The sequence below is a fragment of the Halomonas sp. TD01 genome (assembly GCF_923868895.1).
Taxonomy (GTDB): domain Bacteria; phylum Pseudomonadota; class Gammaproteobacteria; order Pseudomonadales; family Halomonadaceae; genus Vreelandella.
In genome coordinates, this window is the sequence record NZ_OV350343.1 from 1088922 (window position 1) to 1102320 (window position 13399).

The following is a 13399-nucleotide window of genomic DNA, read 5'->3' on the forward strand; positions in this document are numbered from 1 at the left end:
TAGCGGATAACCGCGATTGACGGATATTAGCCTATGCCTTCTTTGGTGATGCGCCTGAGCCGTCATCAGTTTTGCCTGCCCTCGTGGAGGCACGCATGAGCGAAACTGGTGCTACGGCAGGCCGTCAGAATAGTACGACACAACATGCACCCCGCAGCGGAACGGCAGAAAATGACACCAAAAGCCCCTCAACGGTTGAGCGCACGTTAAAACAGCTGCGCGGCAACCCGTTGGTTGTGCTGTTGGTCGCTGCTGCGGCTTCTATTGCGATTATTGCCGCGCTTTTCATGTGGGCCAGCAGCCCAGAGTATCGGGTTCTGTATAGCAACCTGAATGAAGCCGATGGCGGTCGCATTATTGCGGAGCTGGACAGCCGCGGCGTTCCCTATCAGTTTAGCGAGGGCGGCCAGGCGCTGTTAATCCCAAGCGATCAGGTGCATACGCTAAGGCTACAACTTGCTGAGCAAGGGCTCCCCCGTGGCGGCAACTTGGGCTTTGAGCTGATGGAGAATCAAGCCTTTGGTATCAGCCAGTTTGCTGAACAAGTTAACTTTCAACGAGGCCTTGAAGGTGAGCTGTCTCGCTCCATTGAATCACTGGGGCCCGTTGATAAGGTTCGCGTACACCTTTCGATGGCCAAGCCTTCGGTCTTTATTCGTGACCGCGAGCCAGCCAAGGCTTCGGTTGTACTGACACTGTTACCTGGACGCGTTCTAGGTGAGGGCCAAGTCAGCGCCATCGTTCATATGGTATCTAGCAGTGTTCCTGAGCTGGCACCAGAAGACGTTACCATTGTGGACCAGAATGGCCGCCTGCTTTCGTCTACAGCGTCACAAGGAAACGACCTGGATGGCTCTCAGCTTGCTTACATCGCAGAAGTCGAACGCTCCTATCAGCGCCGTATCGAAAACATCTTGTCCCCCATTCTTGGGAATGACAACGTACGAGCCCAGGTAGCGGCACAGATCGACTTTTCTCGCCGCGAGCAGACCTCCGAGCGCTATGCGCCCAACCAGGCCCCCAATGAGTCTGCGGTCCGTAGCCGCCAGCTTAGCCTGTCTTTCGATGGTGAAGATCCGCTAGCAACTGGCATCCCTGGTGCACTCAGCAACACCCCTCCAGGTGTAGCGCCAGCGCTCATTAATCAGCCCGATGCTGATGAAGAAGGCGCTGAGGTGCCTGAAAACGCTTTACAAAACCTGCGTCAAGAAGATGTCGTGAACTATGAAGTTGACCGCAGCATTGAACACATTCAGCACCGCCTTGGCCAGGTAGAACGTCTGTCAGCCGCGGTCGTCGTCAATTTCCGTCAGGTTGTTAATGACGAGGGCGAAGTAGAGCAAGTTGCTCTCAGCCCAGAAGAAGTTGCCCAGCTTGAACGTTTGGTTCAACAGGCAATGGGCTTTTCGCAAGCGCGTGGTGATCAGGTGGAAGTCGTCAACACGCCTTTCGCCAGTGTCGATGACAGCGCGTCTGATGTCGTTTGGTGGCAACAGCCGGAAACACTGTCCATCGCCTCAACCCTGGGCCGCTATCTGCTTGTCGCCCTGGCAATCCTGTTGCTCTATCTGCTGATCCTACGGCCACTAATCAAGCGCTATACCCAGCCGCCCGTTATGGCTGCCGCCATGCCTGGCACTACGTTTAGCGCCAGCGTTGGGGGCGAAGAGGACGAGCAAGAGGGCGAGGCGTCTGAATCTGGTGAGGGCGAAGATACCTACAGCAGCAAGCCCAAACGGCGACGCAAAACCTCGCTGTACGAACACAATCTTAACGACCTGCGTGAAATGGCCCAGGAAGACCCCCGCATGGTCGCAATGATTATCCGCAGCTGGATGAACACTCATGAGTAGCCCGATTGCCGAGATGACCGGCGCACGCAAAAGCGCCATTCTCTTGCTTGCGCTGGACGAAGATAGCGCGGCGGAGGTTTTCAAGTTCCTCAGCGCCAGCGAAGTACAAGACATCAGTATGGAAATGGCCCGCTTGCATCAAGTCTCACACGAAGACATGAAAGCAGTGCTCGAAGCCTTCCATAAAGAAACCGAAGAGTTTGTGGCGTTAAACCTCAACTCCAGTGAGCATATTCGTTCGGTACTCACCAAAGCATTGGGTAGCGAACGTGCCACCAGCCTCATCGAAGATATTCTCGAGACCACGGGCGGAAACTCGGGCATTGATGCGCTGAATCTCATGGAAGCCTCCATGGTGTCTGAGCTGATCCGCGACGAACATCCGCAGATTATCGCCACTATTCTGGTTCATCTGGATCGGCACCAGGCGGCCGATATTCTTGAGCTGTTTGAAGAGAAGCTGCGTAACGATGTGGTATTGCGGATTGCGACCTTCAGCGGCGTTCAGCCTGCCGCGCTGCAAGAACTGACAGAAGTTTTAACCAGCATGCTGGATGGTCAAAACCTCAAGCGCAGCAAGATGGGTGGCGTGAGAACGGCGGCCGAGATTCTCAACCTGATGAACTCCTCTCAGGAAGAAGTGGCCATCGAAACAGTTCGCTCCCACAGCGAAGATTTGGCTCAAAAAATTATCGACGAAATGTTCCTGTTCGAGAACCTTCTCGACCTCGACAATCGTGCGATTCAGATGGTGCTTCAAGAAGTCGAAACCAACTCCTTGGTGGTGGCCCTCAAGGGTGCCCAGGAAGCGTTGGTCGACAAGTTCCTGCGCAATATGTCGCAGCGGGCTGCGGATCTTGTTCGCGAGGATATGGAAGCCCGAGGCCCTATCCGCGTTTCACAGGTAGAAACCGAACAGAAAGCTATTCTGCAGGTAGTGCGCCGATTGGCTGATTCCGGTGAGATCGTCTTAGCGGGCGGGGACGATGAGTATGTCTAACACCAAAACGCCTGAATTTGACCGCCACGGCAGTTGGCGTCGCTGGCAGATGGATGAGCTGGCCGAGCAGCCGGCAAGCGCACAACAAGGTGGCATGCCAGCGCCTTCCGCCCAGCAGCGCAAAGTAGAGGCGGCGAAGAAAGCAGCCGAGCAGGCACGCCAACGTGAAGAGCAGGAACGCCAGGCGCTTTACGAACGCATTCGTCAGGAAGCAGAGGAAGTGGGTTATCAAGATGGCTTAGCGCGAGGTCATCAAGAAGGTCTTGAACAAGGCCTTAGCGAAGGGCGAGCCCAAGCAGAGACAGAGCTTGAACAACACATACACAAAACCGTGGCGCCCCTTCGGTCACTCGCAAAGCAGTTTTCTGATGCGCTAGAGCGTATTGATGAGACGGTGGCACACGACCTCGCCGAGCTTGCCCTGGCAACCGGCAAACAATTAGCCGCAGACGCGCTGCAAGAGAGCCCTGAGCAAATTCTTGAGATCGTTCGTGAACTGCTCCACACCGAACCACCGCTCGTAGGCCAGCAACGTCTTTGGCTTAACCCGCAAGATCATGCGCTAGTGAAAGAGCATCTCGGTAGCGAGCTTCAAGCAGCCAGTTGGTCGCTTCAGCCAGATGATCTACTCGCTCGTGGTGGGTGCCGAATCACCAGTGCCCAAGGTGAGCTGGACGCTACGTTTGAAAGCCGCTGGCAGTCTGTGGTTGCCCAGTTACGCAAACGCCATCACAACAGTGATTCCCCATCCTCTAGTTAATACAAGGGTTGACGCAAACGTTGATGACACAGGTAATGCAATGAGCGAGGCGACTTGCCCCCACCTCTACCGCTGGCGCAAAGCACTGCACCGAACAACGCAGCGCGTTAGTCAGTTACCTCACTACCGCACCAGTGGCCGAGTGATACGTGCCACCGGCATGGTCATTGAGGTAGTAGGGTTGCGCGTGGCGGTGGGAAGTGCTTGTCGCATTGAGTTACCTGGCGCAGATGGTCGATTGAACGATAGCGATAAACATGCAGAAGCAGAGGTCGTCGGCTTTTCTGGCGACAAGCTGTTTCTTATGCCGCTAGAAGAGATTTCTGGCCTTATGCCGGGGGCCAGAGTGTCTCCGCTTAGTGATGGCAGTGGTCACAGCGCTCGACGTTTTCCGATTGGCGATGACTTGCTGGGGCGAGTGCTCGACGGCAACGGCAACCCATTGGACGACCGTGAAAATTTTGAGGATACGCCTCGGGCAACCCTTAAGGCGACGCCACTTAACCCGCTTTCCCGCGCACCTATCGATGCACAAATTGACGTCGGCATTCGTGCTATCAATGCGTTACTAAGCGTTGGCCGTGGCCAGCGTATGGGGCTCTTTGCTGGCTCAGGGGTGGGTAAGTCTGTACTGCTGGGCATGATGGCCCGCTATACACAGGCGGATGTCATCGTGGTCGGACTCATCGGCGAGCGTGGTCGAGAAGTACAGGATTTCATTGACAACATTTTGGGGCCTGAAGGCCGCCGACGTGCGGTGGTCGTGGCGGCGCCCGCGGATACCTCACCGCTCCAGCGCTTACAAGGGGCCGCTTACGCAACGCGGCTGGCCGAAGGATTTCGAGATGCGGGGCGAAACGTTCTGCTGATTATGGATTCACTGACCCGCTACGCCATGGCACAGCGCGAGATTGCGCTCGCTATTGGCGAGCCGCCTGCCACCAAGGGCTATCCGCCTTCGGTGTTCGCTAAGTTACCCGGGCTTGTCGAGCGAGCCGGAAATGCTGAGCGCGGTGGCGGTTCGATCACCGCTTTTTATACAGTGCTGACCGAAGGTGATGATCAGCAAGACCCTATTGCCGATTCCGCTAGGGCAATTCTTGATGGCCATATCGTGCTCTCTCGAACGCTGGCGGAAGCTGGGCACTATCCGGCGATTGATATTGAAGCCTCGATCAGCCGTGCGATGACCGCCATTAGCTCCCCTGAACAGCTTCAAGAAGCTCGCATCTTTAAACAACTTTTTTCACGCTATCAGCGCAATCGTGACTTGATCAGCGTAGGGGCTTACAGCCCAGGGCACGACCCAAGACTGGACGAGGCGGTGAACCGCTTTCCGTCATTGGAACGATTTCTTCAGCAAAACATTGATGAGTGTGCACCGCTGGAAGCATCACGCCAAGCTCTGCACGCGGTAGTGGGAGGTTAGCGATGAGTCATTCACAGCTCGACATGCTGACAGGCTTAGCCCGTGATGCTCGTGATAAAGCCGGGAAATTACTGGCTGAAGAGCGGCAAACGCAGCAACAAACAGAAGCACAGCTTCAATCGCTTAACCGTTATCGCGCTGAATACGCCGAGCGTTTACAGCAGGCGATGCGCAACGGCATCGACCCTGCCACTATGTACAATTATCAGCAATTCCTGGCGTCATTGGATGCCGCACTCAGCCGAGCACGGCAAGCGCTTGTGGCCCAGCAAAAACGTGTCCAGCAAAGCCAACAGCACTGGCAGCAAGAACAGCGCAAGCTCTCCTCCTACGATACGCTGACATCACGACGCCTATCAGAAGAGCATCGCCGTCAAGAACGTCATGAGCAGAAATCAAGTGATGACTTTGTGACCAACCGTTTAGCCCGTAAGCCGAATGATCAGGCGCATTAGCGCCGCGCCGAGGAGCTGTATCTATGACTATTGAGCTATTGCTATCAATGCAGGGCCAGGGGGCTAATTCGTCATCCAACTCCTCAGCCCCAGGCTCTCCGCGTGCGGCGCAAGGCATGTTCCTTCAGGCGTTTACACAGGCTGCAAGCCTTCAGGCACGCACGCTGCTCACTAATGCCCAAGCGGAAAACACGCCTACCGTTCCACTGAGCGATATCGTTGAACAATTAGCATCACTCGATAGTGAGCTGGATGAGAAAACACTTTCAACCATAGTGGCCTCTGTAAGCGCTCAGGGGCAGGCTGGCGATACCTTCTCTTCTGGTGTCGATACCGTTGCGCCTGCCCAAACGCTAGAAACGGCATCTGCTGCGCGAGAACAAGCGAGGACACCAGAACACGTCTCCCCATCGCTTGCCAGCGAAGGCGCTGAGACAACCACGCGGATTACTATCGAAGAAGTCGCCTCGCGCTTAGCCCTCATCGCGTCATATTCTACGCCACCAACCGCAACCAACCATGCGGGTTCCAGTGCACAGTCTTCTCACAGCGCAGCGTCAAGCTTAGCTACGGCTACGGCTACGGCTACGGCTACGGCTCAAGCATCATCGGATAGCCCTAAGCCTGCCAACGCTTCACCTTCCGCCGCCTCTTTCCTTGATCGCACAACACTCGCGATGCCCGCAGCGTTGTCTGATCGCGCGTTAGCCGCTGAGCCTACCCCCCTCGCACGGACACAAGGTCAAGGTCATACTCAAACACTGGCCTCCAACCAGCCTGCGACGCTGCAAACATCTTCTACAGTGGCCACCAATAGCGGTGCCTCATCCGTAGCGCCGCTGCCTGCTAATGGCACGGCCGCTACGTCGCAAGACACCCCCGCTAGCGCTGCCCCGCGTGATGTGCAGGTAGCGCTAACCGGCGAAAGAGCCGTTGCTGAAGCACCGCGGGCAACGTCACAACCAATAGCGCCGCAAGCAACTGCACAGGCAGCGTCTCTCGCGCCAGCCAGTGCGTCGCCACAGGGTATGTCACCTGCATCCAGCGCTGGCTCAGCATCAGTGATGTCGTCGTCCCCTGCTAATGCTCCAGCGGCCGCGTTGCAAGGCACTCCCGCCCGCGGCGCTGCTCCACGTGATGGGCAGATCGCCCAAACCGGCGAAAGAGCCGTTGCAGAAGCACCACGGACAACGACACAATTAACAGCGCCACAACCAACGTCACAAGCAACTGTACAGCCAGCGTCTCTCTCGCCAGCCAGTGCGTCGCCACAGGGTCTTTCACCGGCGCCCAGCGCAGGTTCGGCGCCAGTAACACCTCCGTTACCGGCTAATGCTCCAGCGGCCGCGTTGCAAAACACTCCCGCTAGCGCTACTCCACGTGATGTGCAGATTGCCCAAACCGGCGAAAGAGCCGTTGCAGAAGCACCACGGCCAACGACACAAGCGACCGCGCAGCCAGCGTCTTCCACGACAAACAGTGGGGCGGCACAGGGTCTTTCACCGGCGCCCAGCACTGGTTCAGCGCCAGTAACACCTCCGTTACCTGCTAATGCTCCAGCGGCTGCGTTGCAAGACCCCCCCGCTAGCGCTACTCCACGTGATGGGCAGGTAGCCCAAACCGGCGAAAGAGCCGTTGCTGAAGCACCACGGCCAACGACACAAGCAACCGCGCAACCAGCGTCTTCCACGACAAACAGTGGAGCGGCACAGGGTCTTTCACCGGCGCCCAGCACTGGTTCAGCGCCAGTAACACCTCCGTTACCGGCTAATGCTCCAGCGGCTGCGTTGCAAGCCCCCCCCGCTAGCGCTGCTCCGCGTGATGGGCAGGTAGCCCAAACCGGCGAAAAAGCCGTTGCAGAAGCACTACGGTCAACGACACAAGCAACCGCACAGCCAGCGTCTTCCACGGCAAGCAGTGGAGCGGCACAGGGTCTTTCACCGGCGCCCAGCACTGGTTCAGCACCAGTAACACCTCCGTTACCGGCTAATGCTCCAGCGGCCACGTTGCAAGATACACCCGCTAGCGCTACTCCGCGTGATGGGCAGGTAGCCCAAACCGACGAAAAAGCCGTTGCAGAAGCACTACGGTCAACGACACAAGCAACCGCACAACCAGCGTCTTCCACAACAAACAGTGGAACGCCACAAGGCCTTGCACCGGCGCCCAGCACTAGCTCTATGCCAGTAACACCTCCGTTACCGGCTAATGCTCCAGCGGCCACATTGCAAGACACCCCCGCTAGCGTTGCTCAACGTGATGGGCAGGTAGCACAAACCGGCGAAAGAGCAGCGGCTGAAGCACCACGGGCGACGACGGCAACGACACCTACGCCAAGCAGCGCTTCTGCGTCAGTAATGCCGCCGCTGCCTGTCAATAGTTCAGCCACCGCACTGCCCACTAACACGGCTGAACTGGCTCAATCTGCAGCTGGCTCCTCGCTAACCAGTGCTCTGGCAGCTACAGCACAAGCAGTTGGCGTCACTGGCGCCTCGCGCCCAACCCCGTCAAGCGTTAACGCATTGCCGACGGAAGCAGCCACCAAACCAGCTAATGTCTCGGCACTCCCGGCATCGCTAGAAACCATCCCAGCCCAGCCGTTTACGACCATGCAGCCAGGTATGCATGCGCTGTCTCCGCTCAATACTGCACTAGCGTCAACGCCGACTATGAACGCTGACGCGATGATGGCTGGCTTACTTGCCGAAGCAGAGACGGCGAGCGCAACCAGCAGTGCGAGCAAAGGCAGTGAGCAAGTGTTGCCTGCATCGCTGACCTCTCAAAACCAAGCAATGCCCAACAGCCCAGCGACAGCGACCTTAAACACACCGCTCACCAGTCCCGCTTGGCCTTCCCAGTTAGGGCAACAGTTAATTCAGTTTGCTCAGCGAGGCGGAGAGCATCAGGTTAAAATGCAGTTGCACCCTGCCGAGCTAGGGCCATTATCGATCACTCTTAAGGTGACCGAACAGGGCACACAAGCACACTTTTTATCGTCACACGCCCCAGTTCGTCAGGCCATCGAGCAAGCCATTCCTCAACTGCGTGAAGCACTTGCTGAACAGGGCATCTCATTAGGCGAAACCTCCGTAGGCGAGCAGCAGAACCCCAACGAACAGGCCTTTGCCCAGCAAACGCCAGGAAAAGCAGCCGGCAGCCGAGGCGGTGAGCTAGGTAACGATGATAGTGTCCCTTCGCCTATCGAGGCGGATGACCACGGTAGCCAAGATGGTCGTGTAGATCTCTATGCTTAATTCCAAGATTAGCGTTGAGTATGACAACACTGATGCTCACGACATCACGTAACTAAACCAAAAGATAGGCTCATCCAATGAGCTTGTTCATTTCATCACCTGTAACAGCGTTAGGCATAATGCTTGGCTAGTGTTACGGGTGAAATTTATGGGAACAGCAAATGGCAGAAGCAAGCGGCGGATCTAAAAAACTGCTTTGGATAATGATTGTGTTGGTACTGCTTTCGTCAGCGGGTGCAGCGGCAGCTATTTATTTAGTGCTGGATCAGCGCGGCGGAAATGCTGAAAACGGTGAAACACAGCAGAAAGTTGAGCATGTTCCACCTGTTTTCACACGTATTGACCCGTTTACTGTCAATTTGGCAGATGACCGTTATGGCTCCCGTTTGCTTTATACCGGCATTACGCTTCGGGTTGGCAACGAGCAAAGTAAGGCGATTATTGAAGAACACATGCCCCAGGTGCGTAGCCGCTTGCTTATTTTATTATCAGGCAAACAGGCCAATGAATTAACGTCCACTGAGGGTAAAGAAGAGCTGGCCCAAGCAATCATTAGCCGCTTGAACGTTCCTCTTACCGAAAACCAGCCTCCCCTAGACTTACGGGAAGTGCTGTTTACCGAATTCATTGTGCAATAACCCCGGGAACTGGAGCCGTTCATGTCGCAGGACGATCTACTGTCCCAGGAAGAAATTGATGCCTTACTAAAGGGCGTCAGTGGAGATGATGAGCCTGCTGCTCCGTCATCGTCCACACAAGAGGAAGTGCGCGTTCGCCCCTACGATCCCTCGACACAACATCGAGTGATTCGTGAGCGCTTACACGCGTTAGACTTTATTAATGAGCGTTTTGCACGCTACTTCCGCAATGGTCTATTCAACTTGATACGGCGTAGTGCCGATATCACCGTTGAATCGGTGCGTTACCAGAGCTTTAGCGACTTTTCGCGCAATGTTCCGGTACCCACTAACTTGAATCTAGTGTCAATGAAGCCGCTGCGCGGGTCGGCACTCGTGGTCTTTCCACCTAATCTGGTATTTATGGTGGTGGATAACTTGTTTGGTGGCGACGGTCGTTTTGTGACGAAATCGGATGGCCGTGAATTCACTAATACTGAGCAGCGTATTATCCAACGCCTGCTCAATTTGGCTATTGATGCCTACCAAGAGGCGTGGAAGGTTGTTTATCCGTTAGAGGTGTTTTTTCTACGCTCCGAAGTGCAATCCAAGTTTGCCAACATCACCAACTCGCCCAACGAGATTGTGGTGAACACCAAGTTCAATATCGAAGTGGGCAACCTGTCGAGCAACTTCCAGATTTGCATGCCCTACGCCATGATCGAACCGCTTAGGGATTTGCTCGCCAATCCGATTAATGACAGCAACCATGACCACGACGGTACATGGTCACGGCGCATGGCGAACGAGCTTCGCCAATCAGAAGTTGAGCTAGTTGCTGAATTTGCCCAAATACCCAGCCGCATCGCCCACGTAATGGGGCTTAAAAAGGGCGATGTATTGCCCATGGATATTCCCAACACGATCACCGCTCGTGTCGACGGTGTCCCGGTGATGGAGTGCGAGTACGGGAGCCAACAGCAGCAACGCGCACTACGCGTACTGCGTATGATCGACCATGCCGCTATGAATAACCTATCGTCCAAGGACTTTATTAAAGGTTCAACGCGACAGAAAGCCAAGGAACCCAAAGCATGACTGATCCAAATAAACCCGATCAAAAAGTCTCTGATGATGATTGGGCGGACGCCATGTCTGAGCAAGAAGAACCCAGTTCAAGTGCCGATGCCGCAGGCGAGGAAGACCCATGGGCAGCGGCCATGGCCGAGCAAGAGGCCGCTGAAGAAGCAGATACTTCCAGCAGTGAGCCGGAACCAGAAGCGCCTGTTGCTAAACCGGCGAGTGATGAAGTATTTCGCCCTTTAAGTGCTGAAAGCGGCCATGCCGAGTCTCGCGACTTGGAAATGATCATGGACATCCCGGTCAAGCTAACGGTGGAGCTAGGCCGTACGAAGCTGACCATCAAGCAACTACTTGAGCTTGCCCAGGGGTCGGTGATTGAGTTGGAAGGTCTCGCTGGCGAGCCCATGGACATTTTGATCAATGGCTATTTAATCGCCCAGGGGGAAGTGGTCGTGGTGGATGATAAATACGGCATTCGAATCACAGAGATTATTACCCCCTCTGAGCGTATTCATAAACTGAACCGATGAGCGTCGCTTCCTCTCCTTCATCAAGCACGTCACTTGATGCCATAAGCGGCAGCGGTGATGCCTTAATAGGCATGGCAGCACTAGGCAAAACAGCAGCAGCACTAGCACTGGTCATTGCCATTATTCTGCTATGCACAGCGGTACTGAAACGCTGGCAAACCGCACGCCATCAACACGGTGCCCACTTAAAAATTGTGGGCAACACCGCGGTAGGCAATCGCGAGCGTATTGTCGTGGTTGAGATAGAGGACACCTGGCTGGTCGTCGGCGTTAGCAATGGGCGGATAACGAAACTACATGAGCGTCCAGCGCCGACGGATCGCCCCACTTCGTCGCCCCCCGAGGCTCCTTCGCGTTTTCCTCAGCGTTTAGCCCAGGCAATTGCCACCAGCCGGGGCAAGCACGATCACCAGCCCCCTACCGCCTCTGATTCAAACCACACACCATGAGATTCGAGATGCACTTCGCTTGGCCTTATGGGCGGCGTTGGTGGCTGATCCTTGCCGCTATCGCCTGCTGCTTATTTATTCTACCTGCTCACGCACAGCAGCTTCCTGGGCTGGTTTCTCAGCCTTTAGACAATGGTGGTCAGCAGTGGTCGCTGTCGTTACAAACGCTGCTATTTTTAAGCTCTCTGGCTTTTCTGCCAGCAATGCTACTAATGATGACCAGCTTTACGCGCATCATTATTGTACTTAGCTTGCTCAGGACAGCCATGGGTACACAGGCAACACCGCCGAACCAGGTTTTATTAGGTATCGCGCTATTCTTGACGTTTTTTATTATGTCGCCTGTCTTAAACCAAGTGTACGACACCGCTTGGATGCCGCTCACTAATGAAGCGATCAATTTTGAAGAGTTCTTACTGCGGGCTCAGCAACCGTTTCGTGAATTCATGCTCGCCCAAACCCGCGAGCCTGATTTAGCGCTGTTCGTTCGCCTAGCGGATGTAGGCCCGATGCAAGGCCCAGAAGAGCTGCCTATGCGAGTCTTACTGCCTGCTTTTGTCACCAGTGAGCTTAAAACCGCGTTTCAGATTGGTTTTACTATTTTTATTCCCTTTCTGATTATCGACTTAGTGGTTGCTAGTACGCTGATGGCGCTAGGCATGATGATGGTGCCACCGATTACGATTTCACTGCCCTTTAAGCTCATGCTGTTTGTATTGGTCGATGGCTGGCAGTTGATTATTGGCTCGCTAGCAGAAAGCTTTTACATGATTTGAGCGTCGCGTTCAGCGACCAGGAGTATCCATGACCCCGGAAATGGTGATGAGCATTGCTTACCAAGGCATGCGGGTAACGCTTTTTCTTGCAGGCCCTATGCTGCTGGCCGCCCTTTTCACTGGCCTTATCATTAGCTTGTTCCAGGCAGCGACTCAAATAAATGAAATGACGCTGACTTTCATTCCCAAAATATTAGCCGTATTTGCCGTCCTGGTACTTGCCGGACCTTGGCTAATTGGTTTGATCACCGACTTCACGCATCGTCTCTTCACCAATATCCCCAGCATGGTGATGTAACGCCATGGTGGAGGTGACGTTTGCCCAGCTACAGGCGTGGTTAGTGGCCTTCCTTTGGCCATTTACACGCATTACTGCCTTTATGGCGGCCTCGCCTCTATGGGGCCATTCCAGCGTTCCGAATCAGGCTAAGGTGGGACTGGCGGCTATCATTGCTATTGTGATTGCCCCTATATTGCCTGCCATGCCTAACGTACCCATCATGTCATGGGCTAGCCTGGGCATCATGATTGAGCAGCTATTGATAGGTATTGCGATTGGCTTGGTCATGCATATTATTTTCGCCGTGGTACAGGCGGCCGGGGAGTTTATCGGTTTGCAGATGGGCTTGGCGTTTGCCAGTTTTTTCGATACGTCGAGCGGCACCAATATCATGGTGCTATCACGTATTCTTTATATGATTACGCTATTGATGTTTCTTGCTTTGAACGGCCACCTGATGGTGTTAGAAACGTTAATAATGAGCTTTGAAACGTTACCCATTGGCATTGGTGCCTTAAACCCGAATGCGTTTGAGCTACTGGCGCGCTATGCGGGAACTATTTTTGCTTCCGGAATGCTGCTTGCGCTGCCGCTAGTTGGCTCACTGTTGATCATTAACTTAGCACTCGGCATTCTTAACCGTTCTGCGCCGCAGCTGACGGTATTCAATATCGGCTTCCCCGCCTCGCTAACCGTAGGGCTTACCCTGTTAATGGTATTAATGACCGACATTGGCCGCTTTTTACAGCAGCTCTTTAGCCAGGGGCTGGCCTTTATGCAGAGCTTGATCGAAACCATGGCACCGCTAGGCTAGTGTTCAAAGTACTAATTTTTTAAATGCTGTTTTTTTAAATTCTGGGCTTTTTAAAAAAAAGAGCTGTGAAACGCATCTGCAAAAAGGCCCCAACCCTAA

Annotated in this window: 13 protein-coding genes; all 13 read left to right on the forward strand. The window is 54.7% G+C overall.

Annotated elements, in window-relative coordinates; genetic code table 11:
- Positions 1-95 precede the first annotated feature (95 nt).
- The gene (gene fliF / locus L1X57_RS05170; protein WP_009723981.1) at positions 96-1853 is read left to right on the forward strand and encodes a flagellar basal-body MS-ring/collar protein FliF; all 1758 of its coding nucleotides are present in this window, start codon (positions 96-98) and stop codon (positions 1851-1853) included.
- Positions 1846-2853 (forward strand): flagellar motor switch protein FliG, encoded by a 1008-nt coding sequence (fliG, locus tag L1X57_RS05175; protein WP_009723982.1) that lies wholly within the window; start codon positions 1846-1848, stop codon positions 2851-2853. The genes fliF and fliG overlap by 8 nt, the downstream gene beginning before the upstream one ends.
- Positions 2846-3613, forward strand: a complete 768-nt coding sequence (locus tag L1X57_RS05180; RefSeq protein WP_009723983.1) for a flagellar assembly protein FliH — start codon at positions 2846-2848, stop codon at positions 3611-3613. The genes fliG and L1X57_RS05180 overlap by 8 nt, the downstream gene beginning before the upstream one ends.
- A gap of 40 nt (positions 3614-3653) precedes the next feature.
- Positions 3654-5042: a flagellar protein export ATPase FliI gene (gene fliI, locus L1X57_RS05185; RefSeq protein ID WP_009723984.1), complete on the forward strand. Its 1389-nt coding sequence runs from the start codon at positions 3654-3656 to the stop codon at positions 5040-5042.
- A 2-nt stretch (positions 5043-5044) separates the two neighbouring features.
- Positions 5045-5497: a flagellar export protein FliJ gene (gene fliJ / locus L1X57_RS05190; protein WP_009723985.1), complete on the forward strand. Its 453-nt coding sequence runs from the start codon at positions 5045-5047 to the stop codon at positions 5495-5497.
- Positions 5498-5520: 23 nt separating this feature from the next.
- Positions 5521-8751 carry a flagellar hook-length control protein FliK gene (locus tag L1X57_RS05195; protein WP_234667959.1) on the forward strand — a complete coding sequence of 1077 codons (3231 nt, stop codon included), beginning with the start codon at positions 5521-5523 and terminating at the stop codon, positions 8749-8751.
- A gap of 161 nt (positions 8752-8912) precedes the next feature.
- Positions 8913-9389: a flagellar basal body-associated protein FliL gene (gene fliL / locus L1X57_RS05200; protein WP_009723987.1), complete on the forward strand. Its 477-nt coding sequence runs from the start codon at positions 8913-8915 to the stop codon at positions 9387-9389.
- Between the two features lie 21 nt (positions 9390-9410).
- Positions 9411-10466 (forward strand): flagellar motor switch protein FliM, encoded by a 1056-nt coding sequence (fliM, locus tag L1X57_RS05205; protein WP_009723988.1) that lies wholly within the window; start codon positions 9411-9413, stop codon positions 10464-10466.
- Entirely contained in the window at positions 10463-10981 is a 519-nt protein-coding gene (fliN, locus tag L1X57_RS05210; RefSeq protein WP_009723989.1) for a flagellar motor switch protein FliN, read from the forward strand. The genes fliM and fliN overlap by 4 nt, the downstream gene beginning before the upstream one ends.
- Positions 10978-11430: a flagellar biosynthetic protein FliO gene (gene fliO, locus L1X57_RS05215; RefSeq protein ID WP_009723990.1), complete on the forward strand. Its 453-nt coding sequence runs from the start codon at positions 10978-10980 to the stop codon at positions 11428-11430. Before fliN ends, fliO begins: the two co-directional genes overlap by 4 nt.
- Positions 11431-11438: 8 nt before the next feature.
- The gene (gene fliP, locus L1X57_RS05220) at positions 11439-12206 is read left to right on the forward strand and encodes a flagellar type III secretion system pore protein FliP (protein ID WP_009723991.1); all 768 of its coding nucleotides are present in this window, start codon (positions 11439-11441) and stop codon (positions 12204-12206) included.
- Positions 12207-12234: 28 nt separating this feature from the next.
- Positions 12235-12504, forward strand: a complete 270-nt coding sequence (fliQ, locus tag L1X57_RS05225; protein WP_009723992.1) for a flagellar biosynthesis protein FliQ — start codon at positions 12235-12237, stop codon at positions 12502-12504.
- 4 nt (positions 12505-12508) lie between these two features.
- Positions 12509-13300, forward strand: a complete 792-nt coding sequence (fliR, locus tag L1X57_RS05230) for a flagellar biosynthetic protein FliR (protein ID WP_009723993.1) — start codon at positions 12509-12511, stop codon at positions 13298-13300.
- Positions 13301-13399 lie beyond the last annotated feature (99 nt).

Coding starts and splice junctions, on each gene's coding strand:
- fliF (WP_009723981.1), top strand. CDS start 96: ATGAGCGAAACTGGTGCTACGGCAGGCCGTCAGAATAGTACGACACAA.
- L1X57_RS05195 (WP_234667959.1), top strand. CDS start 5,521: ATGACTATTGAGCTATTGCTATCAATGCAGGGCCAGGGGGCTAATTCG.
- L1X57_RS05180 (WP_009723983.1), top strand. CDS start 2,846: ATGTCTAACACCAAAACGCCTGAATTTGACCGCCACGGCAGTTGGCGT.
- fliL (WP_009723987.1), top strand. CDS start 8,913: ATGGCAGAAGCAAGCGGCGGATCTAAAAAACTGCTTTGGATAATGATT.
- fliI (WP_009723984.1), top strand. CDS start 3,654: ATGAGCGAGGCGACTTGCCCCCACCTCTACCGCTGGCGCAAAGCACTG.
- fliO (WP_009723990.1), top strand. CDS start 10,978: ATGAGCGTCGCTTCCTCTCCTTCATCAAGCACGTCACTTGATGCCATA.
- fliQ (WP_009723992.1), top strand. CDS start 12,235: ATGACCCCGGAAATGGTGATGAGCATTGCTTACCAAGGCATGCGGGTA.
- fliM (WP_009723988.1), top strand. CDS start 9,411: ATGTCGCAGGACGATCTACTGTCCCAGGAAGAAATTGATGCCTTACTA.
- fliG (WP_009723982.1), top strand. CDS start 1,846: ATGAGTAGCCCGATTGCCGAGATGACCGGCGCACGCAAAAGCGCCATT.
- fliP (WP_009723991.1), top strand. CDS start 11,439: ATGCACTTCGCTTGGCCTTATGGGCGGCGTTGGTGGCTGATCCTTGCC.
- fliJ (WP_009723985.1), top strand. CDS start 5,045: ATGAGTCATTCACAGCTCGACATGCTGACAGGCTTAGCCCGTGATGCT.
- fliN (WP_009723989.1), top strand. CDS start 10,463: ATGACTGATCCAAATAAACCCGATCAAAAAGTCTCTGATGATGATTGG.
- fliR (WP_009723993.1), top strand. CDS start 12,509: ATGGTGGAGGTGACGTTTGCCCAGCTACAGGCGTGGTTAGTGGCCTTC.